The sequence below is a fragment of the Streptomyces sp. NPDC048337 genome, assembly GCF_043201175.1.
Lineage (GTDB): Bacteria > Actinomycetota > Actinomycetes > Streptomycetales > Streptomycetaceae > Streptomyces.
This window is the reverse complement of the sequence record NZ_JBICYR010000019.1, coordinates 109743-129604: the sequence shown is the minus strand read 5'-3', so window position 1 is coordinate 129604 and position 19862 is coordinate 109743. Positions and strand designations below refer to the sequence as shown.

Annotated in this window: 18 protein-coding genes; 16 read left to right on the top strand and 2 right to left on the bottom strand. The window is 71.7% G+C overall.

Going from position 1 to position 19862, the window contains the following annotated elements:
• Positions 1-142 precede the first annotated feature (142 nt).
• Positions 143-1357, top strand: coding sequence for a signal recognition particle-docking protein FtsY (ftsY, locus tag ACGFYU_RS27280; RefSeq protein WP_393829950.1), 1215 nt, complete (start codon positions 143-145; stop codon positions 1355-1357).
• Positions 1358-1442: 85 nt separating this feature from the next.
• On the opposite strand, the gene ACGFYU_RS27275 is transcribed toward ftsY, so the two are convergent.
• A complete protein-coding gene (locus ACGFYU_RS27275) occupies positions 1443-2111 on the bottom strand; it encodes a bifunctional DNA primase/polymerase (protein WP_393829949.1) in 669 nt (222 codons plus the stop codon).
• A gap of 409 nt (positions 2112-2520) precedes the next feature.
• On the opposite strand from ACGFYU_RS27275, the gene ACGFYU_RS27270 reads away from it, so the two are divergent.
• From ACGFYU_RS27270 to ftsH, 6 genes are all read left to right on the top strand, one after another.
• Positions 2521-4017, top strand: a complete 1497-nt coding sequence (locus ACGFYU_RS27270; protein ID WP_393829948.1) for a hypothetical protein — start codon at positions 2521-2523, stop codon at positions 4015-4017.
• Between the two features lie 292 nt (positions 4018-4309).
• Positions 4310-5656, top strand: a complete 1347-nt coding sequence (locus ACGFYU_RS27265; RefSeq protein ID WP_393829947.1) for an ammonium transporter — start codon at positions 4310-4312, stop codon at positions 5654-5656.
• A complete protein-coding gene (locus ACGFYU_RS27260) occupies positions 5653-5991 on the top strand; it encodes a P-II family nitrogen regulator (protein ID WP_393829946.1) in 339 nt (112 codons plus the stop codon). Before ACGFYU_RS27265 ends, ACGFYU_RS27260 begins: the two co-directional genes overlap by 4 nt.
• Before the next feature lie 17 nt (positions 5992-6008).
• A complete protein-coding gene (locus tag ACGFYU_RS27255; protein ID WP_393829945.1) occupies positions 6009-8435 on the top strand; it encodes a [protein-PII] uridylyltransferase in 2427 nt (808 codons plus the stop codon).
• A gap of 138 nt (positions 8436-8573) precedes the next feature.
• On the top strand, positions 8574-10145 hold the full coding sequence (gene ffh / locus ACGFYU_RS27250) for a signal recognition particle protein (protein ID WP_393829944.1): 1572 nt from the start codon (positions 8574-8576) through the stop codon (positions 10143-10145).
• Positions 10146-10273: 128 nt separating this feature from the next.
• Positions 10274-12214, top strand: a complete 1941-nt coding sequence (ftsH, locus tag ACGFYU_RS27245) for an ATP-dependent zinc metalloprotease FtsH (protein ID WP_393829943.1) — start codon at positions 10274-10276, stop codon at positions 12212-12214.
• A gap of 10 nt (positions 12215-12224) precedes the next feature.
• On the opposite strand, the gene ACGFYU_RS27240 is transcribed toward ftsH, so the two are convergent.
• Positions 12225-12911 (bottom strand): methyltransferase type 11, encoded by a 687-nt coding sequence (locus ACGFYU_RS27240; protein WP_393829942.1) that lies wholly within the window; start codon positions 12909-12911, stop codon positions 12225-12227.
• A 131-nt stretch (positions 12912-13042) separates the two neighbouring features.
• Between ACGFYU_RS27240 and proS the strand changes: the two genes are divergently transcribed.
• The 9 genes from proS (at position 13043) to lepB (ACGFYU_RS27195) (ending at position 19794) form a co-directional block, all read left to right on the top strand.
• Positions 13043-14455: a proline--tRNA ligase gene (gene proS, locus ACGFYU_RS27235; protein ID WP_393829941.1), complete on the top strand. Its 1413-nt coding sequence runs from the start codon at positions 13043-13045 to the stop codon at positions 14453-14455.
• A 191-nt stretch (positions 14456-14646) separates the two neighbouring features.
• Positions 14647-15246, top strand: a complete 600-nt coding sequence (locus ACGFYU_RS27230) for a hypothetical protein (RefSeq protein ID WP_393829940.1) — start codon at positions 14647-14649, stop codon at positions 15244-15246.
• 253 nt (positions 15247-15499) lie between these two features.
• Positions 15500-15937 carry a 30S ribosomal protein S16 gene (rpsP, locus tag ACGFYU_RS27225; protein ID WP_351318398.1) on the top strand — a complete coding sequence of 146 codons (438 nt, stop codon included), beginning with the start codon at positions 15500-15502 and terminating at the stop codon, positions 15935-15937.
• Between the two features lie 2 nt (positions 15938-15939).
• Entirely contained in the window at positions 15940-16179 is a 240-nt protein-coding gene (locus tag ACGFYU_RS27220) for an RNA-binding protein (RefSeq protein WP_007266827.1), read from the top strand.
• Positions 16180-16338: 159 nt separating this feature from the next.
• The gene (rimM, locus tag ACGFYU_RS27215; RefSeq protein WP_393829939.1) at positions 16339-16890 is read left to right on the top strand and encodes a ribosome maturation factor RimM; all 552 of its coding nucleotides are present in this window, start codon (positions 16339-16341) and stop codon (positions 16888-16890) included.
• Positions 16890-17711 (top strand): tRNA (guanosine(37)-N1)-methyltransferase TrmD, encoded by an 822-nt coding sequence (gene trmD, locus ACGFYU_RS27210; protein ID WP_393829938.1) that lies wholly within the window; start codon positions 16890-16892, stop codon positions 17709-17711. Before rimM ends, trmD begins: the two co-directional genes overlap by 1 nt.
• A gap of 133 nt (positions 17712-17844) precedes the next feature.
• The gene (gene rplS, locus ACGFYU_RS27205) at positions 17845-18195 is read left to right on the top strand and encodes a 50S ribosomal protein L19 (protein WP_073911044.1); all 351 of its coding nucleotides are present in this window, start codon (positions 17845-17847) and stop codon (positions 18193-18195) included.
• Positions 18196-18239: 44 nt separating this feature from the next.
• The gene (lepB, locus tag ACGFYU_RS27200) at positions 18240-18941 is read left to right on the top strand and encodes a signal peptidase I (RefSeq protein ID WP_393829937.1); all 702 of its coding nucleotides are present in this window, start codon (positions 18240-18242) and stop codon (positions 18939-18941) included.
• Entirely contained in the window at positions 18934-19794 is an 861-nt protein-coding gene (lepB, locus tag ACGFYU_RS27195) for a signal peptidase I (protein ID WP_393829989.1), read from the top strand. The genes lepB (ACGFYU_RS27200) and lepB (ACGFYU_RS27195) overlap by 8 nt, the downstream gene beginning before the upstream one ends.
• Positions 19795-19862: the final 68 nt, after the last annotated feature.

The window sequence follows — 19862 nt, the reverse complement described above, 5'->3', positions numbered from 1 at the left end:
GCGGTACTCCGTGGGGGAGGGTGCGGGGGAAGCTGCCCATCATCGTAGGTTTGACGCTAAAACGACAAATAGAGGCTTCCGTCCCGGTGTGAACCTCCAGGGTCCGAGTTCTGGGGCGCCCGTGGCCGATACTGGTCTCGTTATGGACATCCTCATCCTTGCTGTAGTCATCGCCCTGGTCGCGGTCGGCGCGATCAGCGGGCTCGTGGTCAGCAGCCGCAAGAAGAAGCAGCTGCCGCCCCCGGCACCGTCGCAGACGCCGACCATCACTGCCCCGCCTGCCGAACCGCAGGTGGGGGAGGACGCCGTAGAGACGGCGGAAGAGCCGCGCCGCACCATCGAGGAGGTCGCGCTCCCGGAGGCGGAGGCCGAGGCTCCCGTCGAGGTGCCCGTCGAGGAGGCGGTCCCGGCCGCCCCCGCGATCGAGGTGCCCGAGCCCACGGCCGGCCGCCTGGTCCGGCTGCGCGCCCGGCTCGCCCGGTCGCAGAACTCCCTCGGCAAGGGGCTGCTCACGCTGCTCTCCCGGGAGCACCTCGACGAGGACACCTGGGAGGAGATCGAGGAAACCCTCCTCGTCGCCGACGTCGGCGTCGTCCCGACCCAGGAGCTGGTCGACCGGCTCCGCGAGCGGGTCAAGGTGCTCGGCACCCGTACCCCGGCGGACCTGCGCGCCCTGCTGAAGGAGGAGCTGCTGACGCTGGTCGGCACCGACTTCGACCGCGTCGTGAAGACCGAGAGCGGCGAGGACACCCCGGGCGTGATCATGGTCGTCGGCGTCAACGGCACCGGCAAGACCACCACCACCGGCAAGCTGGCCCGCGTGCTCGTCGCCGACGGCCGCAGCGTGGTGCTCGGCGCGGCCGACACCTTCCGCGCGGCCGCCGCCGACCAGCTCCAGACCTGGGGCGAGCGCGTCGGCGCCCGCACCGTCCGCGGCGCCGAGGGCGGCGACCCCGCCTCGATCGCCTACGACGCGGTCAAGGAGGGCATCGCCGAGGGCGCCGACGTGGTGCTCATCGACACCGCCGGCCGCCTGCACACCAAGACCGGCCTCATGGACGAGCTCGGCAAGGTCAAGCGCGTCGTGGAGAAGCACGGCCCGCTCGACGAGATCCTGCTGGTCCTCGACGCCACCACCGGGCAGAACGGCCTGACCCAGGCCCGGGTCTTCGCGGAGGTCGTGGACATCACCGGCATCGTGCTGACCAAGCTCGACGGCACCGCCAAGGGCGGCATCGTCGTCGCCGTCCAGCGCGAGCTGGGCGTCCCGGTCAAGCTCGTCGGCCTCGGCGAGGGCGCGGACGACCTGGCGCCCTTCGAGCCGGAGGCGTTCGTGGACGCCCTGATCGGCGACTGAGCGCGCTCCGCGGGTACGTACGCCGGTGCCCCCGTGTTCCGTCCGGAACGCGGGGGCACCGGCATGTGGAGCGGGCGGGCGGCGGCTACCTGCGGAAGCGGTGGCACAGGTAGGCGAGCGTGCCCAGCAGCAGCCGGGCCTGCGGCGGGTCCCCGGCGGTGTCGAGCGCGGGCGGCCGCAGCCAGCCGACCGGTCCGAGCCCGGCCCGGTCGGACGGCGGGGCCGTGACGTGGGCCCCGTGCCCCAGGGCGAGCAGGTCGAGGTCGGCGTCGTCCCAGCCCATCCGGTACAGCAGCTCGGGCAGTTCGGCCGCCGCGCCCGGGGCCACGAAGAACTGCGCCCGGCCGTCCGGCGTCACGATGACCGGCCCGAGCGGCAGGCCCATCCGCTCCAGCCGGACCAGCGCCCGCCGCCCGGCCTCCTCGGAGACCTCGATGACGTCGAAGGAGCGGCCGACGGGGAGCAGCACCGCCGCGCCGGGGTACTCGCCCCAGGCCTCGGTGACCTCGTCCAGGGTGGCCCCGGCCTTGACGGCCGGGGCGAAGTCCAGCGGATGCGCCCCGGGGGCGGCGCACCGCGGGTCCCCGCAGGAGCAGTCCCGGGCGGGCGCCGCGGCGCGGGCGCCGGGGACCACGTCCCAGCCCCACAGCCCGGTGTACTCCGCCACCGCCGTGCACTCCGAGGTCCGGCCGCGGCGCCGGACGCCGGAACGGAACTCCCTGGTGCCACGGCTGCCGCCGATCGTGAAGCCCATGCCCATGCCCCCTCCAACGGGTCGGACGCACCGGTGGTTACGACGTCGGTGGGAACCAGCGGCGGGGCGGTCCGCCGCCGGGAGCCGTCCGATCCCGCCCGGCGCGCTCCTCGCCGTGCACGCCCCGGACGCACTCCAGTCCAACCAAGCCGTTTCACCTCGGTGTCAAGTGAATCGCGCCTGGCGGGTGGCTAGTTCATTCGAAGGGGTGGCGAATGGTGGCGTTTCTGGAATCGACCTCGCCGAAGGGGTGATCGTAGGATTACTTTCAGTGCACGAACCCCGAAAGCAGACCCGTCCGTGGGTATGCCGGAGGCAATGTGTGGAGGACTTGTGAAGGTCCGTGGCGGCGCTTGCCGCCCCCGCCAGGGTTTCGTGAGGAAGAGGCTGAGCGGATGGGGGCGTTCCAGTGAGCGGCAACGGCGCAAGCGGAACGATGGACGACTCTGCTGCGCGCAATGAACAGCTGACTTCGTGGTTCGTCCGCAGCGGCTGGTCCAAGGGCGAGCTGGCCCGCCAGGTCAACCGGCGGGCCCGCCAGATGGGCGCCCACCACATCAGCACGGACACCTCCCGGGTGCGCCGCTGGCTCGACGGCGAACAGCCCCGCGAGCCCGTCCCGCGGATCCTCTCCGAGCTGTTCTCGGAGCGCTTCGGCTCGGTCATCGCCATCGAGCAGCTCGGCCTGCGCACCGCCCACCAGACGCCCTCCGTCTCCGGCGTCGACCTGCCCTGGGCCGGTCCCCAGACCGTCGACCTGCTCGGCGAGTTCTCCCGCAGCGACCTGATGCTGGCCCGCCGCGGCTTCCTCGGGACCTCGCTCGCCCTCTCCGCCGGCCCGGCCCTCATCGAGCCCATGCAGCGCTGGCTCGTCCCGGTCCCGGCCGCCGACCCGGGACCGCGTCCGGCGGGGGCCGGGTCGGCGGGCGCCCTCGGCGGCCACCGCCCGCCCCAGCTCTCCGAGCCCGAGCTCGACCTCCTCGACGCCACCACCGTGATGTTCCGCCAGTGGGACGCCCAGTGCGGGGGCGGACTGCGCCGCAAGGCCGTCGTGGGACAGCTCCACGAGGTCACCGACCTGCTCCAGGAGAACCACCCGGCCCCGGTCATGAAGCGGCTCTTCAAGGTCGCCGCCGAACTCGCCGAGCTGGCCGGCTGGATGAGCTACGACATCGGCCTGCACCCCACCGCGCAGAAGTACTTCGTCCTCGCGCTGCACGCCGCGAAGGAGGCCGGGGACAAGCCGCTCGGCTCGTACATCCTCTCCGGCATGAGCCGCCAGATGATCCACCTGGGCCGCCCCGAGGACGCCCTCGAACTGATCCACCTCGCCCAGTACGGCAGCCGCGACTGCGCCGGCCCGCGCACCCAGGCCATGCTGTATGCGATGGAGGCCCGCGCCTACGCCAACATGGGCCAGCCCAGCCGCTGCAAGCGGGCCGTGCGGATGGCCGAGGACACCTTCGGCGACGTCGGCTTCGGCGGCGAGCCCGAACCCGACTGGATCCGCTTCTTCTCCGAGGCCGAGCTGAACGGCGAGAACTCCCACTCGTACCGCGATCTGGCCTACGTCGCCGGGCGCAGCCCCACCTACGCCTCCCTCGCCGAACCGGTCATGGAGCGGGCCGTCGAACTCTTCGAGAAGGACCAGGAGCACCAGCGCTCCTACGCCCTCAACCTCATCGGCATGGCCACCGTCCACCTGCTCCAGCGCGAGCCCGAACAGGCCGCCGTCCTCGTGGACCGTGCACTGGACGTGGCGGGAAAGGTTCGGTCCGAACGGGTGAACACCCGGCTCCGCAAGACCGTCGACACCGCCGCCCGTGAGTACGGTGACGTCGCCGAGGTGGTCCGGCTCACCGACCACCTCGCCTCCCGCCTCCCCGAAGCCGCGGAGGCCGTCTGACGGCCCCCGCGGCCGCCCCCAAGGCCCCGGCCGCGGCAGTCACCCCGTGAAGCCCGATCAGGCTCCCCCAGCCAGGACGTCCGGGTCACTGCCGCGGCCGGTCTCGCACGACCCCTCGTTCATGGACGCGTAACACGTCCGACCTCTTCGTCATCGGCACGAAACACCGAGCGGCGCCGCCGGAAACCGGCCTGCGCGAATCTCAGGGCCAATAACCGGCCAGTTCCTTGGACCGCCGCTCAGGTTTTCACGATCGCCCGCACGCGAACGTACCGACGACGAGGAGACGCCGATGGCATCAGCCATCACGACCCTCGCGGCAGACGCCCCCACGCTCTCTGCCGCGAACACCGGGTTCATGCTCATCTGCTCCGCCCTGGTCATGCTGATGACCCCGGGACTCGCCTTCTTCTACGGAGGCATGGTCCGCGTCAAGAGCAGCCTCAACATGCTGATGATGAGCTTCATCAGCCTCGGGATCGTCACGATCCTCTGGGTCCTCTTCGGCTTCAGCCTCGCCTTCGGCACCGATTCCGGCTCCCTCATCGGCTGGAACTCCGACTACCTCGGCCTCAGCGGCATCGGCATCACCGAGCTGTGGGACGGCTACACCATCCCGGTGTACGTCTTCGCCGTCTTCCAGCTGATGTTCGCCGTCATCACCCCGGCCCTGATCAGCGGCGCCCTCGCCGACCGCGTGAAGTTCACCGCCTGGGCCCTCTTCACCGCCCTGTGGGTCACGCTGGTCTACTTCCCCGTGGCCCACTGGGTCTGGGGCGCCGGCGGCTGGCTCTTCGAGCTCGGCGTGATCGACTTCGCGGGCGGCACCGCCGTCCACATCAACGCCGGCGCCGCCGCCCTCGGCGTGATCCTGGTCATCGGCAAGCGCGTCGGCTTCAAGAAGGACCCGATGCGCCCGCACAGCCTCCCCCTCGTCATGCTCGGCGCCGGTCTGCTCTGGTTCGGCTGGTTCGGCTTCAACGCGGGCTCCTGGCTCGGCAACGACGACGGCGTCGGCGCCGTCATGTTTGTCAACACCCAGGTGGCCACCGCCGCCGCCATGCTCGCCTGGCTCGGCTACGAGAAGCTGCGCCACGGCTCCTTCACCACCCTCGGCGCCGCCTCCGGCGCGGTCGCCGGCCTCGTCGCCATCACCCCCTCCGGCGGCTCCTGCTCCCCGCTCGGCGCGATCGCCATCGGCGCCATCGCCGGTCTGCTGTGCGCCATGGCCGTGGGCCTCAAGTACAAGTTCGGCTACGACGACTCCCTCGACGTGGTCGGAGTCCACCTGGTCGGCGGCGTCGTCGGCTCCCTCCTCGTCGGCTTCTTCGCCACCGGCGGGGTCCAGTCCGACGCCGCGGGCCTCTTCTACGGAGGCGGCCTGGAGCAGCTCGGCAAGCAGGCCATCGGAGTCTTCTCCGTCCTCGCCTACTCTCTCGTGGCGTCCGCGCTGCTCGCCTTCCTCCTCGACAAGACGATCGGGATGCGGGTCACCGAGGACGACGAGGTCTCCGGCATCGACCAGGTCGAACACGCCGAGACCGCCTACGACTTCAGCGGCGCCGGCGGCGGCTCCTCCTCCCGGAGCACCGCCGTCCCCGCCCCCGCCGCCACCACGAGCAAGAAGGTCGACGCATGAAGCTGATCACCGCGATCGTCAAGCCGCACAAGCTGGACGAGATCAAGGAGGCCCTCCAGACCTTCGGAGTCCAGGGGCTCACGGTCTCCGAGGCCAGCGGCTACGGCCGCCAGCGCGGACACACCGAGGTCTACCGCGGCGCCGAGTACACCGTGGACCTCGTACCCAAGATCCGCATCGAGGTACTGGTCGACGACGCCGACGCCGACGAGGTGATCCGGGTCATCGTGAGCTCCGCCGCGACCGGCAAGATCGGCGACGGCAAGGTGTGGAGCGTCCCCGTGGACTCGGTGGTCCGGGTCCGCACCGGCGAGCGCGGCGCTGACGCGCTCTAGGTGACGGGAGCTCCTGGGTGACGAGCGTCGAAGAGACCACGGACCAACCGGCCGACTCGGGACCCAGCGGATACGCCGCGGCCCGGCTGCGACTCCTCCAGGAGGAGTCGCGGTCCGGGCCTTCGCGGCGTTCCGCGCTGGCCGGGCTGACCGACGCATGGCTGAACTCCCTGTTCACGACCGCCGTCCGGGAGACGGGCGTACGCGGCGTCGCCCTGGTGGCCGTCGGCGGCTACGGGCGGGCCGAACTCTCCCCGCGCAGCGACCTCGACCTGGTGCTGCTGCACGACGGCAAGGCCGAGCCGCGGGCGCTGAGCGCGCTCGCCGACCGCGTCTGGTACCCGGTGTGGGACCTGGGTCTGGCCCTCGACCACTCGGTACGGACCCCCGGCGAGGCCCGCAAGACCGCCTCCGAGGACCTCAAGGTGCACCTCGGACTGCTGGACGCCCGGCCGGTCGCGGGAGACGTCGGACTCCTCGCCGGCCTGCGCACCTCCGTCCTCGCGGACTGGCGCAACCAGGCCCCCAAGCGGCTCCCGCAACTGCACTCCCTGTGCCGGGACCGGGCCGAGCGCGCCGGGGAACTGCGCTTCCTGCTCGAACCCGACCTGAAGGAGGCCCGCGGGGGCCTGCGCGACGTCACCGCGCTGCGGGCGGTGGCGGCGTCCTGGCTGGCCGACGCCCCTCGCGAGGGCCTCGCCGAGGCCCGGCGCCGGCTCCTCGACGCGCGGGACGCCCTGCACCTGGTGACCGGCCGGGCCACCGACCGGCTCTCCCTCCAGGAACAGGACCAGGTCGCCGCGCAGCTCGGGCTGCTCGACGCGGACGCGCTGCTCCGCGAGGTGTACGAGGCCGCGCGGGTCGTCTCGTACGCCGCCGACGTGACCTGGCGGGAGGTCGGGCGGGTGCTGCGGGCGCGCGCCGCCCGGCCCAGGCTGCGGGGACTGCTGGGCACCCGGGGCACCCCGGCGGCCGAGCGGGCGCCGCTGGCCGAGGGGGTCGTGGAGTCCGACGGCGAGGCCGTACTGGCCCTGGCCGCGCGCCCCGACCGCGATCCGGTGCTCGCGCTCCGGCTCGCCGCGGCCGCCGCGCAGGCGGGTCTTCCCGTATCGCTGCACGCCCTGCGCAGGCTCGCCGTACAGGCCAAACCGCTTCCCGTGCCGTGGCCCGCGGAGGCCCGGGAACAGCTGCTGACCCTGCTGGGGGCGGGGGAGCCGACCGTGGCCGTGTGGGAGGCCCTGGAGGCGGAGGGCCTGATCACCCGGCTGCTGCCCGACTGGGAGCGGGTCCGCTGCCGCCCGCAGCGCAATCCCGTCCACACCTGGACGGTGGACCGCCACCTGATCGAGACGGCCGTTCGAGCCTCGGCCCTCACCCGCCGGGTCGGCCGCCCCGACCTGCTGCTGATGGCCGCCCTCCTGCACGACATCGGCAAGGGCTGGCCGGGGGACCACTCGGTGGCCGGCGAGACGATCGCGCGCGACGTCGCCCTGCGGATCGGCTTCGACGCGCAGGACGTCGCCGTACTGGGCACCCTCGTACGGCACCACCTGCTGCTGATCGACACCGCGACCCGGCGGGACCTGGACGACCCGGCCACGGTGCGCTCGGTCGCCGAGGCCGTCGGGTCGGTGGGGACGCTGGAGATCCTGCACGCCCTGACCGAGGCGGACGCGCTGGCCACCGGGCCGGCGGCGTGGAGCGCGTGGCGCGGATCACTCGTGGCGGACCTGGTCGGGCGGGTCGCCGCCGTCCTGCGTGGCACCACCCCGGCGGTGGGGGAGGCGGAGATCCCGACCACGGAGCAGGAACGCCTGGCCGTGGAGGCCCTGCGCACCGGCGAGCCCGTGCTCGCGCTGCACGCACGGCAGGAGGCGGACGCGGTCGGCGTCGAGCTGGTGGTGGCCGTCCCGGACCAGCCGGGGGTCCTTCCGGCGGTGGCCGGGGTGCTGGCCCTGCACCGCCTCACGGTCCGGGCGGCCGACCTGCGCTCCGTGGAGCTCCCGGACCGGCTGGGCGAGGTCCTGGTGCTGCGGTGGCGGGTGGCGGCCGAGTACGGCTCGCTGCCGCAGGCGGCGCGGCTGCGGGCCGACCTGATCCGGGCCCTGGACGGCTCGCTGGACGTCCCGGCGAAGCTGGCGGACCGGGAGGCGGCGTATCCGCGGCGGCGGGGGGTGGTCCCGCCGCCGCCCCGGGTCGATGTGCTCCCGGATGTGTCGTCGCTGGCGACGGTGCTGGAGGTCCGTGCGCCGGATGCCGTAGGCCTGCTGCACCGGATCGGGCGCGCCCTTGAATCCCGGGGCGTGCGGGTCCGCAGCGCGCACGTGTCCACGCTGGGCGCCAACGCCGTGGACACGCTGTACGTCACCACCCCGGAGGGGAAACCCCTGGATCCCGCGGACGCGACCGCCCTGGCGGGGCTGGTGGCGTCGGCCCTGACGTAGGCCCGTGGGGGCCGCCGCGCGCGGCGGGGCCCCCACCCGTCCTTCCGGGGAAAGCCGACCGCAGGGCCGGATGGGGGGCGGGGGCGGATACCCTGGGGGTCGACCACCACGCCCCCGACCCGAGGAATCGCGACCACCGTGTTCGATACGCTCTCCGACCGCTTGGCGAATACCTTCAAGGGCCTGCGCGGCAAAGGCCGGCTGTCCGAGGCTGACATCGACTCCGCGGCCCGGGAAATCCGTATCGCCCTCCTCGAGGCCGACGTCGCCCTCCCCGTCGTCCGCTCGTTCATCACGAACGTCAAGGACAGGGCTCGCGGCGAGGAGGTCAGCAAGGCGCTCAACCCCGGCCAGCAGGTCCTCAAGATCGTCAACGACGAGCTCGTCACGATCCTCGGCGGCGAGACCCGGCGGCTCCGCTTCGCCAAGACCGCGCCCACCGTGATCATGCTGGCCGGTCTCCAGGGTGCCGGTAAGACCACCCTCGCGGGCAAGCTGGGTCTCTGGCTGAAGGGGCAGGGCCACACCCCGCTCCTCGTCGCCTGTGACCTCCAGCGCCCCAACGCCGTCAACCAGCTCAGCGTCGTCGCCGACCGCGCCGGCGTCGCGTTCTACGGCCCCCAGCCCGGCAACGGCGTCGGCGACCCGGTCCAGGTCGCCAAGGACTCCGTCGAGTACGCGCGCACCAAGCAGTTCGACATCGTCATCGTCGACACCGCCGGCCGCCTCGGTATCGACCAGGAGCTGATGCAGCAGGCCGCGGACATCCGCGACGCCGTCAGCCCCGACGAGATCCTCTTCGTCGTCGACGCCATGATCGGTCAGGACGCGGTCAACACCGCCGAGGCCTTCCGGGACGGCGTCGGCTTCGACGGCGTCGTGCTCTCGAAGCTCGACGGCGACGCCCGCGGTGGTGCCGCGCTCTCCATCGCGCACGTCACCGGCAAGCAGATCATGTTCGCCTCGAACGGCGAGAAGCTCGACGATTTCGACGCCTTCCACCCGGACCGCATGGCCGGCCGGATCCTCGACATGGGTGACATGCTCACCCTCATCGAGCAGGCCGAGAAGACCTTCTCGCAGGCCGAGGCCGAGAAGATGGCGGCCAAGCTCGCCAAGGGCCCCAAGGAGTTCACGCTCGACGACTTCCTGGCCCAGATGGAGCAGGTCCGGAAGATGGGCTCCATCTCCAAGCTGCTCGGCATGCTCCCGGGCATGGGTCAGATCAAGGACCAGATCAACAACATCGACGAGCGCGACGTGGACCGCACGGCCGCGATCATCAAGTCGATGACCCCGGCCGAGCGCCAGGACCCGACGATCATCAACGGCTCGCGCCGCGCCCGTATCGCCAAGGGCTCCGGCACCGAGGTCAGCGCCGTCAAGTCGCTCGTCGAGCGGTTCTTCGACGCCCGCAAGATGATGTCCCGCATGGCCCAGGGCGGCGGCATGCCGGGCATGCCCGGCATCCCCGGGATGGGCGGCGGCCCCGGCCGGCAGAAGAAGCAGGTCAAGCAGGCCAAGGGTAAGCGCAAGAGCGGCAACCCGATGAAGCGCAAGCAGGAGGAGGCCGCGGCCGCGGCCCGCCGCGAGCAGGGCCCGCAGGCGATCGAGCCCGCGGCCGGCGGCAGCCCCTTCGGCCTTCCCACGGGTGGCCAGCCGGGGCAGGACTTCGACCTTCCGGACGAGTTCAAGAAGTTCATGAAGTAGTACCCGCGCAGGCAGGCAGCGGAGGGCCCCGACCGTGTGTTCACGGTCGGGGCCCTCCGCTTTCTGCGGGGCAACGGGGGGATTTGTCGCTTATCGTCGGCCGGGAGGACGGCAGAAGGAGGCGCCCCGTGCCCAGCCCCACCCCCGTACCGCCCCGCGACCGGGCCGATACGCCCTGGCGCTCCGAGGGCGCGCCGCCCACCCCTCCGCCGAAGAAGCGGATGCCGGGCGGCTGGCGGTGGCTGATCCTCACCGCGCTGATCGTGTACCTGATCACCAACCTGGTGCTGTCCTTCTTCAACGAGGGCGACGAGCCGACGATCTCGTACACCGAGTTCAGCAAGCAGGTCGCCAACGGCAACGTCACGAAGATCTACTCCAAGGGCGACGCCATCCAGGGCCAGCTGAAGGCCAAACAGCCGATGCCCGACGGGGACAAGGGCGACTACACCAAGTTCGTCACCCAGCGCCCGGCCTTCGCCGACGACGACCTCTGGGCCAACCTCACCAAGCAGAACGTGAACGTCACCGCCTCCCCGGTCGTCGAGCAGCGCAGCTTCCTGGCCAATCTGCTGCTCTCCCTCGCCCCGATGCTGATCCTGGTCCTGCTGTGGGTCTTCATCGCCCGCCGGATGGGCGCGGCCATGGGCGGCGGCCTCGGCGGCCTCGGCCGCAAGGCCCCGCCCAAGCCGGTCGAGCTGGAGGAGGGCGCCCAGCGCACCACCTTCGAGGACGTGGCCGGTATCGACGAGGTCGAGGGCGAGCTCAACGACGTCGTCGACTTCCTCAAGAACCCCCAGGCCTACCGCAGGCTGGGCGCCCGGATGCCCGGCGGCGTCCTCCTGTCCGGCCCGCCCGGCACGGGCAAGACCCTGCTCGCGCGGGCGGTCGCGGGCGAGGCCGGGGTGCCCTTCTTCTCGGCCTCCGCCTCCGAGTTCATCGAGATGATCGTCGGCGTCGGCGCCTCACGGGTGCGCGAACTCTTCAGCGAGGCGCGCAAGGTGGCCCCCGCGATCATCTTCATCGACGAGATCGACACCATCGGGCGGGTGCGGGGCGGCGGCGCGGCCCTCGGCGGCCACGACGAACGCGAACAGACCCTGAACCAGATCCTCACCGAGATGGACGGCTTCTCCGGCTCGGAAGGGGTGGTCGTCCTCGCCGCCACCAACCGGGCCGACGTCCTGGACCCCGCCCTGACCCGGCCCGGCCGCTTCGACCGCACGGTGACCGTCTCCCCGCCCGACCGGGGCGGCCGCGAGGCCATCCTGCGCATCCACACCCGGGACATCCCGCTCGCCCCGAGCGTCGACCTCGCGCAGGTGGCCCGCACCACCCCCGGAATGACCGGCGCCGAACTGGCCAACCTGGCCAACGAGGCCGCCCTGCTGGCCGTCAAACGCCGCCAGGACCAGGTCACCCAGTCCGACCTCTCCGACGCTCTGGAGAAGGTTCAGCTCGGCGCCGAGCGGTCCCTGGTCATGCCGCTGGAGGAGCGCCGCCGCACCGCCTACCACGAGAGCGGCCACGCCCTGCTGGGCATGCTCCAGCCGGGCGCCGACCCGGTCCGCAAGATCACCATCGTCCCGCGCGGCCGCGCCCTCGGCGTCACCCTCTCGACCCCCGACGCCGACCGGTACGCGTACACCGAGGAGTACCTGCGCGGCCGCATCATCGGGGCGCTCGGCGGCATGGCCGCCGAACATGTCGTCTACGACGTCATCACCACGGGCGCGGAGAACGACCTCGAACAGGTCACCAACATCGTCCGGGGCATGGTCGGCCGCTGGGGCATGAGCGAGCGCATCGGCAAGCTCACCGCCATCCCGACCGACGGCGGCGGCCCCTACGGCCTCTCCGCCGCCCCCGCCACCCTCGACGCGGTGGACCACGAGATGCGCCGGATCGTCGACGAGTGCTACGTGGAGGCCTGCCGCCTCCTGCGCGAGCACCGCCCGAAACTCGACGCCCTCGCCGAGGCCCTGCTCGCCAACGAGACCCTGGACGAAGCGGCCGCCTACGCGGCCGCCGGGATCACCCGCCTGACCAAGGGCCACGACACCGAGTGACCGGGACCGGTTACGCCATCCGGGCGATCACATACCGGAAGATGTTCGGCAGCCATACGGCCCCGTCGGGCCGCTCGTACGGGTGAAGGGCCTCGGCCAGCTCCTTCTCCGCGAGCGCGGGATCGGCGGCGCCGTCGTAGAGCCCGGTCGACACCAGCCCGCGCACGGCGCTGTCCACGTCCGCGTACCCGAAGGGGCAGAACACCCGCCCCGAACCGTCCGGCCGCAGCCCGGCCCGCTCCACCAGCGCGTCCAGGTCCCGTGGCGCCGGCCCGCCGCCCAGCACCGACGGCACCGTGCAGCGCTCCGCAGGACCCCAGTCGGCCAGCACCACGGCCCCGCCCCGCCGGACCGCGGGCAGGGCCGCCGCCAGGGCCGCCGGGGCCGGCGCGAAGGCCAGCAGCGCGTCGTACGGGCGCTTCGCGATCGGCGGCGCGGGCGGCGCCGCCAGCACCTCCAGGAGCCGCTCACGGGCCAGCGCGCGCAGCGCCGGATCCGCCTCCACACCCGTGGCCACGGCTCCCCGCCCGGCCGCGAGCAGCAAGGGCAGCCCGGCCCCGCAGCCGAGGCCGAGCAGGCGGTCGCCCGGCCCGACCTCCAGCCGGTCGTAGACCGCCTCGTACAGCGGTACCAGCATCCGTTCCTGGATCTCCGCCCAGTCCCGGGCGACGAGCGTCGCCGTCGGCGTCGGTGTCATCGAAAGAGCGCTCCTGATTCCGTGTCGCCCCCATGCCCCCGTTGCCAGAGAACTCCCCATTCGCGCCCGCGTCCAGAGGAGCGCGCCACCCGATTCACGCTCGACGCGCCCGGCGCCGTACCATTCGCGCCATGGCAAAGGCACCCGTTCTCACCCCGCAGGCGGAGGATTTCCCCCGCTGGTACCAGGATCTGATCAACAAGGCCGAGCTGGCCGACAACGGTCCGGTCCGCGGCACCATGGTCATCCGACCGTACGGCTACGGCCTGTGGGAGCGGATGCAGCAGGAGATGGACGCGCGGATCAAGGACGCGGGCGCCCAGAACGCGTACTTCCCGCTCTTCATCCCGCAGTCGTACCTGACGAAGGAAGCCGAGCACGTCGAGGGCTTCGCCCCCGAGCTCGCGGTCGTCACGCACGGCGGCGGCAAGGAGCTGGAAGAGCCCGTCGTCGTCCGGCCCACCTCCGAGACGATCATCAACGACTACTTCTCCAAGTGGGTCCAGAGCTACCGCGACCTGCCGCTGCTGATCAACCAGTGGGCCAACGTGGTCCGCTGGGAGATGCGCCCGCGCGTGTTCCTCCGCACCAGCGAGTTCCTCTGGCAGGAGGGCCACACCGCCCACGCCACCTACGAGGACGCCCGCGACTACGCCGCCCGGATCCACCGCGACGTCTACGGCGACTTCATGACGAACGTGCTCGGCATCGACGTCGTGCTCGGCCGCAAGACCGCCAAGGAGCGCTTCGCCGGCGCCATCAACACCCTCACCCTCGAGGGCATGATGGGCGACGGCAAGGCCCTGCAGATGGGCACGAGCCACGAGCTCGGCACCAACTTCGCCAAGGCCTTCAACACCCAGTACCTGTCGAAGGAAGGCCAGCAGGAGCTTGTCTGGCAGACCTCGTGGGGCGTCTCCACCCGCATGGTCGGCGGTCTGATCATGTCCCACGGCGACGACAACGGCCTGCGCGTCCCGCCGCGTCTGGCGCACGTCCAGGTCGTCGTCATGGCGATCAAGGGCGACGAGGCCGTCACCAAGGTCCGCGAGCTCGGCGCGCAGCTGAAGGCCGCGGGCATCCGGGTCCACGTCGACGACCGCGTGGACACCCCCTTCGGCCGCCGCGCCGTGGACTGGGAGCTCAAGGGCGTACCGGTCCGCATCGAGATCGGCCCCCGCGACCTGGAGGCCGGCACCGCGATGCTGGCCCGCCGGATCCCGGGCGGCAAGACCCCGGTGCAGATCGACGCGCTCGCCGACCTGCTGCCCAAGGTGCTCGACGAGGACCAGGCGCAGCTGCTGCGCGAGTCCCGCGAGCGCCGTGAGGCCCGTACGACCGACGTCGCCACCATCGAGGAGGCCGCCGAGGCCGCGATCGCGGGCGGCTGGGCGCGCATCCCGTGGGCGGACCTGCGCCCCGAGGGCGAGGCCAAGCTGGGCGAGCAGGCCGTCTCCGTGCGCTGCCTGATCGCCGAGGACGGGTCGGTTCCGGTGGCGGACGACGCCCCCGGTACCCTCGCGATCGTCGCGCGCTCGTACTGATGACTCCACGCCCCCGGTGTGCGGCCCCTGCCGCGCGCCGGGGGCGTTAGTCATCGTTACGTACCGACTCCTCCTGGGATCGGCGCACCCGTCCTCGTCAGGACGCATGAGACTGAACTGACTGGTACGTGCAAAAAATTTGGAATGGCCCGGAATCGGAACACCGGGGCACTCCGGCTCGTTGTCACGACGTGAGCACGACACCACCTGTTCTCGCCGCAGAGCTGGCGCAGGCGTGGGCCGACATTCAGCGGTACCACCCCGAGCTGCCTGACCTTGCCGCGCCAGAGTCCCTGATCGGAGAGTCCTCGTCCGCCTGTGGCGCCGAGCTCTCCTTCGAGCGACTGCTGCACGAGGCAGTCCACGGAATCGCCGCCGCCCGCGGGGTCCGAGACACCTCGCGCGCCGGCCGCTACCACAACCGCAGATTCCTCGCGATCGCCGAGGAGATGGGGCTGGACCACTCCGAAGAGCCGCACGCGAGCAGCGGCTTCTCGCTGGTCACGCTCAACCCCGAGGCGAAGCGCCGCTACCGCCCCACCATGGAGCGCCTCCAGCGGGCGCTGAAGGCGCACACGGCCGCCACGGCCGCCGACACCAAGCGCAGCTTCCGCGGACCGGCCGCCCGGCACGGGTCCTCCGGCGGCGGTGTGCGGGTCAAGGCGGTCTGCGACTGCGGGCGCAACGTACGGGTGGTCCCCTCCGTGCTCGCCCAGGCGCCGATCGTGTGCGGTGGCTGCATGAAGCCGTTCCGCATCCCCGAGGTCGCCGTCTCGGCCGCCGCCTCCTGACGCGACGGCGCGATGTCACTCCCGCTCCGGAGACCCCGGGCCGGGTGCGACGCGGCGTGGGCCACGGCTGCCGGGCGGTGATCCCCGATGGCTGAGCCCGCCGCAGGCGTATGGCACAATGGTCAGCTGTACTCGACAGTCGCATAGGACCCCTCTCTCCTCCGGCTGACGCGTCCATCGGGCACCCGAGTACCGCAACCCCACGTGGCATCTCATGTGCCCAACCACGTCAAGTTCAGGAGACACCACTCCAGTGGCAGTCAAGATCAAGCTCAAGCGCCTCGGCAAGATTCGCCAGCCGCACTACCGCATCGTCGTCGCCGACGCCCGCACCCGCCGGGACGGTCGCGCGATCGAGGAGATCGGTATCTACCACCCGACCTACAACCCGTCGCGCATCGAGGTCAACGCCGAGCGTGCGCAGTACTGGCTGTCCGTCGGCGCCCAGCCCACCGAGGCCGTGCTCGCCATCCTGAAGCTGACCGGTGACTGGCAGGCCCACAAGGGCCTCCCCGCCCCCGCGCCGCTGCTGCAGCCGGCGACGAAGGAAGACAAGCGTCGTTCCTTCGACGAGTTCGCCAAGGCCCTGGAGGGTGGCGACGCCAAGGGCGAGGCCATCACCCAGAAGGCGAAGAAGGCCGACAAGAAGGCGGACGAGGCTGAGGCCGCCGCCGAGTCGACCGAGGCCTGAGCATGCTCGAGGAGGCTCTTGAGCACCTCGTAAAGGGCATTGTGGACAACCCCGACGATGTGCAGGTCGCCTCGCGCAACCTGCGCCGCGGGCAGGTGCTCGAGGTCAGGGTTCACCCCGACGACCTCGGCAAGGTGATCGGCCGCAACGGCCGCACCGCGCGTGCTCTGCGTACCGTCGTGGGCGCCATCGGCGGCCGGGGGATCCGCGTCGACCTCGTCGACGTGGACCAGGTCCGCTGAGCAGTTGAATCACCGGCACGGGCCGGGGAGGGCGTTCGTTGCCCACCCCGGCCCGAGTCGTTTGTGCCCAAGGCCAGAGCAACCATTGATTGAGTAACCACGACGGCGAGGTACCACCTCCGCGAGAGCGGCGGCGGTTTAGCCGCAAAAGGGGAAGTAGTGGAGCTGGTTGTCGCGCGGATCGGCCGCGCCCACGGGATCAAGGGTGAGGTCACCGTCGAGGTGCGGACGGACGAGCCGGAACTGCGGCTCAGCCCCGGTGCCGTACTCCGGACGGAACCCGCGTCGGCGGGCCCGCTGACCATCGAGACGGGCCGGGTGCACAGCGGGAGGCTGCTCCTGCGCTTCGCGGGCGTCAAGGACCGCACGGGCGCCGAGGCGCTGCGCAACACCCTCCTCATCGCCGACGTGGACCCGGCGGAGCTGCCCGAGGAGGAGGACGAGTACTACGACCACCAGCTGATGGACCTCGACGTCGTCCTGGAGGACGGCACCGAGGTCGGCCGGATCACCGAGATCTCGCACCTGCCCTCGCAGGACCTCTTCATCGTCGAGCGGCCGGACGGCTCCGAGGTGATGATCCCCTTCGTCGAGGAGATCGTCGCCGAGATCGACCTGGAGGAGCAGCGCTGCGTCATCACCCCGCCGCCCGGGCTGATCGACGACCGCGCTGAGATCGTCTCCACGCGGGACAACGGGGAAGAGGCCTGATGCGTCTCGACGTCGTCACGATCTTCCCCGAGTACCTGGAACCGCTGAACGTGTCCCTCGTCGGCAAGGCCCGCGCCCGCGGCCAGCTCGACGTACACGTCCACGACCTGCGGAACTGGACGTACGACCGGCACAACACGGTCGACGACACCCCGTACGGCGGCGGTCCCGGCATGGTCATGAAGACAGAGCCGTGGGGTGAGGCCCTGGACGAGGCGTTGGCCGACGGCTACGAGGCGGGCGCCCGCGGGCCCGTCATGGTCGTCCCCACGCCCAGCGGCCGCCCCTTCACCCAGGAACTGGCCGTCGAGCTGTCCGAGCGGCCCTGGCTGATCTTCACGCCGGCCCGCTACGAGGGCATCGACCGCCGGGTCATGGACGAGTACGCCACGCGCATGCCGGTGTACGAGGTCTCCATCGGCGACTACGTGCTGGCGGGCGGCGAGGCCGCCGTCCTGGTGGTCACCGAGGCCGTGGCCCGGCTGCTCCCCGGAGTGCTCGGCAACGCCGAATCGCACCGCGACGACTCCTTCGCGCCCGGCGAGATGGCGAACCTGCTGGAGGGGCCCGTCTACACCAAGCCCCCCGTGTGGCGCGGCCGGGACATCCCCGACGTGCTGCTCAGCGGCCACCACGGCAGGATCGCCCGCTGGCGCCGGGACGAGGCCTTCCGCCGGACCGCGCAGAACCGTCCGGACCTGATCGAGCGCTGCGAGGCGTCCGCCTTCGACAAGAAGGACCGGGAGATCCTCTCCATCCTCGGCTGGGCGCCGTCCCCCGACGGTCGATTTTGGCTCCGGCCGCGGGCCGTGGAAGAATAGGCGGCTGCTGTGTGCTCGCGGACGCCCCTGCCACAGGGGGACCGTCGTCCGCCGGGTGGCACGGCTCCCGAATTCTCTACGGAAACCCGCACTGGCGACCTGTGGCGTCATGCGAAGAAAGCAGACGAAGAACATGTCTCACCTGCTCGATGGCGTCAACGCCGCCGCGCTCCGCTCGGACGTCCCGGCCTTCCGCCCGGGTGACACGATCAACGTGCACGTCCGCGTGATCGAGGGCAACCGCTCCCGTATCCAGCAGTTCAAGGGCGTAGTCATCCGCCGCCAGGGCGCCGGTGTCTCCGAGACCTTCACGGTCCGCAAGGTCTCCTTCAGCGTCGGCGTGGAGCGTACCTTCCCGGTCCACTCCCCGATCTTCGAGAAGATCGAGCTCGTCACCCGCGGTGACGTGCGCCGCGCCAAGCTGTACTACCTCCGTGAGCTCCGCGGCAAGGCCGCGAAGATCAAGGAGAAGCGCGACAACTGAGGTCCCCTTAGGGGTCCCGGGATGGCCGGATAGGCTCGCTCCCGATGGACACCGAAGCACCTCACACGGAACGCGACCACTCTTCCCCCCGCGCGGGGGAGGGGCGGTCGCGTTTCTCGTTTTCGCTGCGGCGGGCCGGAGTGCTCGGCGTGGTCCTCACCGCCTTCCTGCTGCTGCTCAGCAATTTCGTGGTCCAGCCCTTCCTGATCCCGAGCCGTTCGATGGAGCCCACGCTCCGGGTCGGCGACCGGGTGCTGGTCAACAAGCTGGCGTACCGTTTCGGCGATCAGCCGCGCCGCGGGGACGTGGTGGTCTTCGACGGCGCGGGATCCTTCGTGCGGGAGCGGCCCGAGGGCCATCCGATCGGTACGGTCCTGCACGGCGCGGCCTCGGCGCTCGGCCTCGCGGAGCCCTCCGACACCGACTTCGTGAAACGGGTCGTGGGCGTCGGTGGGGACGACGTGGTGTGCTGCGACGCCGGCGGCCGGGTCGAGGTCAACGGGGTTCCGGTGGAGGAGCCGTACCTGTACCCCGGCGACGCTCCCTCGAAGGTGCCCTTCCGGATCGTCGTACCACTGGGGACCCTGTGGGTGATGGGTGATCACCGGGCCCAGTCCCGGGACTCGCGGGACCACCTGGGGGAGCCGGGCGGGGGGATGGTGCCGGTGGACAAGGTGATCGGGCGCGCCGACTGGATCGGCTGGCCCGTCCCGCGCTGGGGTGCCGTCGGCGGTGGCCATGGGTAGCCGGGGGAGGCCGCGGCGCGAGCGCGAGCCGGAACCGGAGCCGGATCCCGTACCGAAGGCGGAACAGGTCCCGGCGGCGGGCGGCCGGGCCGAGCGGCGCCGGCTGGCCCGCAGGGTGCGGCGGCGCCGCCGCACGCGCCGTGCGGGCGAGGTGCCGCTGCTGGTGGCGGTGGCCCTGTGCATCGCCCTGCTCCTCAAGACCTTCCTGGTGCAGGCGTTCTTCATCCCGTCGGGCTCCATGGAGCAGACCATCCGGATCGGCGACCGGGTCCTGGTGGACAAGCTGACCCCGTGGTTCGGCTCCAAGGTCGAGCGCGGCGACATCGTCGTCTTCAAGGACCCCGGAGGCTGGCTCAAGGGCGAGGCGGCCAGGCCCGCCCCGGATCCCGTCGGCGTCAAACAGATCAAGCAGGCCCTGACCTTCATCGGTCTGCTGCCCTCGGCCGACGAGCAGGACCTGATCAAGCGCGTCATCGGCGTGGGCGGGGACACCGTCAAGTGCTGCGACGCCAGGGGCCGGGTCTCCGTCAACGGCTCGCCGCTCGATGAGCCGTACGTGAACGCGGGCAACGCCCCGTCGGAGATCCGCTTCGAAGTGCGGGTGCCCGCGGGCCGGCTCTTCGTGATGGGCGACCACCGGGCGAACTCGGCCGACTCCCGCTACCACCTCGACGAGGCCTTCGAGGGCACCATCGACGAGAACGGGGTCGTGGGCGAGGCCGTCGTGATCGCATGGCCGTACGACCACTGGCGCCGGCTGGAGCAGCCCGCGACCTTCCGGATGGTGCCCGATCAGTTACGGCGCGAGGGACGCGCCCGTCGGCGGCGGCGTAGTGACGCGCCGGTCGCATAGTGTGTCCTGGGTCTCCCGACCCCTGGGGAACTCCCGCTCGTTAGGGGAGGGGAGGGCCCGTATCCGAT

What these genes read in the sequence shown, in the direction of transcription:
- ftsY (WP_393829950.1), top strand. Translation starts at nt 143, where the DNA reads ATGGACATCCTCATCCTTGCTGTAGTCATCGCCCTGGTCGCGGTCGGC.
- ACGFYU_RS27275 (WP_393829949.1), bottom strand. Translation starts at nt 2,111, where the DNA reads ATGGGCTTCACGATCGGCGGCAGCCGTGGCACCAGGGAGTTCCGTTCC.
- ACGFYU_RS27265 (WP_393829947.1), top strand. Translation starts at nt 4,310, where the DNA reads ATGGCATCAGCCATCACGACCCTCGCGGCAGACGCCCCCACGCTCTCT.
- ACGFYU_RS27260 (WP_393829946.1), top strand. Translation starts at nt 5,653, where the DNA reads ATGAAGCTGATCACCGCGATCGTCAAGCCGCACAAGCTGGACGAGATC.
- ACGFYU_RS27240 (WP_393829942.1), bottom strand. Translation starts at nt 12,911, where the DNA reads ATGACACCGACGCCGACGGCGACGCTCGTCGCCCGGGACTGGGCGGAG.
- proS (WP_393829941.1), top strand. Translation starts at nt 13,043, where the DNA reads ATGGCAAAGGCACCCGTTCTCACCCCGCAGGCGGAGGATTTCCCCCGC.
- ACGFYU_RS27220 (WP_007266827.1), top strand. Translation starts at nt 15,940, where the DNA reads ATGCTCGAGGAGGCTCTTGAGCACCTCGTAAAGGGCATTGTGGACAAC.
- trmD (WP_393829938.1), top strand. Translation starts at nt 16,890, where the DNA reads ATGCGTCTCGACGTCGTCACGATCTTCCCCGAGTACCTGGAACCGCTG.
- rplS (WP_073911044.1), top strand. Translation starts at nt 17,845, where the DNA reads ATGTCTCACCTGCTCGATGGCGTCAACGCCGCCGCGCTCCGCTCGGAC.
- lepB (WP_393829937.1), top strand. Translation starts at nt 18,240, where the DNA reads ATGGACACCGAAGCACCTCACACGGAACGCGACCACTCTTCCCCCCGC.
- lepB (WP_393829989.1), top strand. Translation starts at nt 18,934, where the DNA reads ATGGGTAGCCGGGGGAGGCCGCGGCGCGAGCGCGAGCCGGAACCGGAG.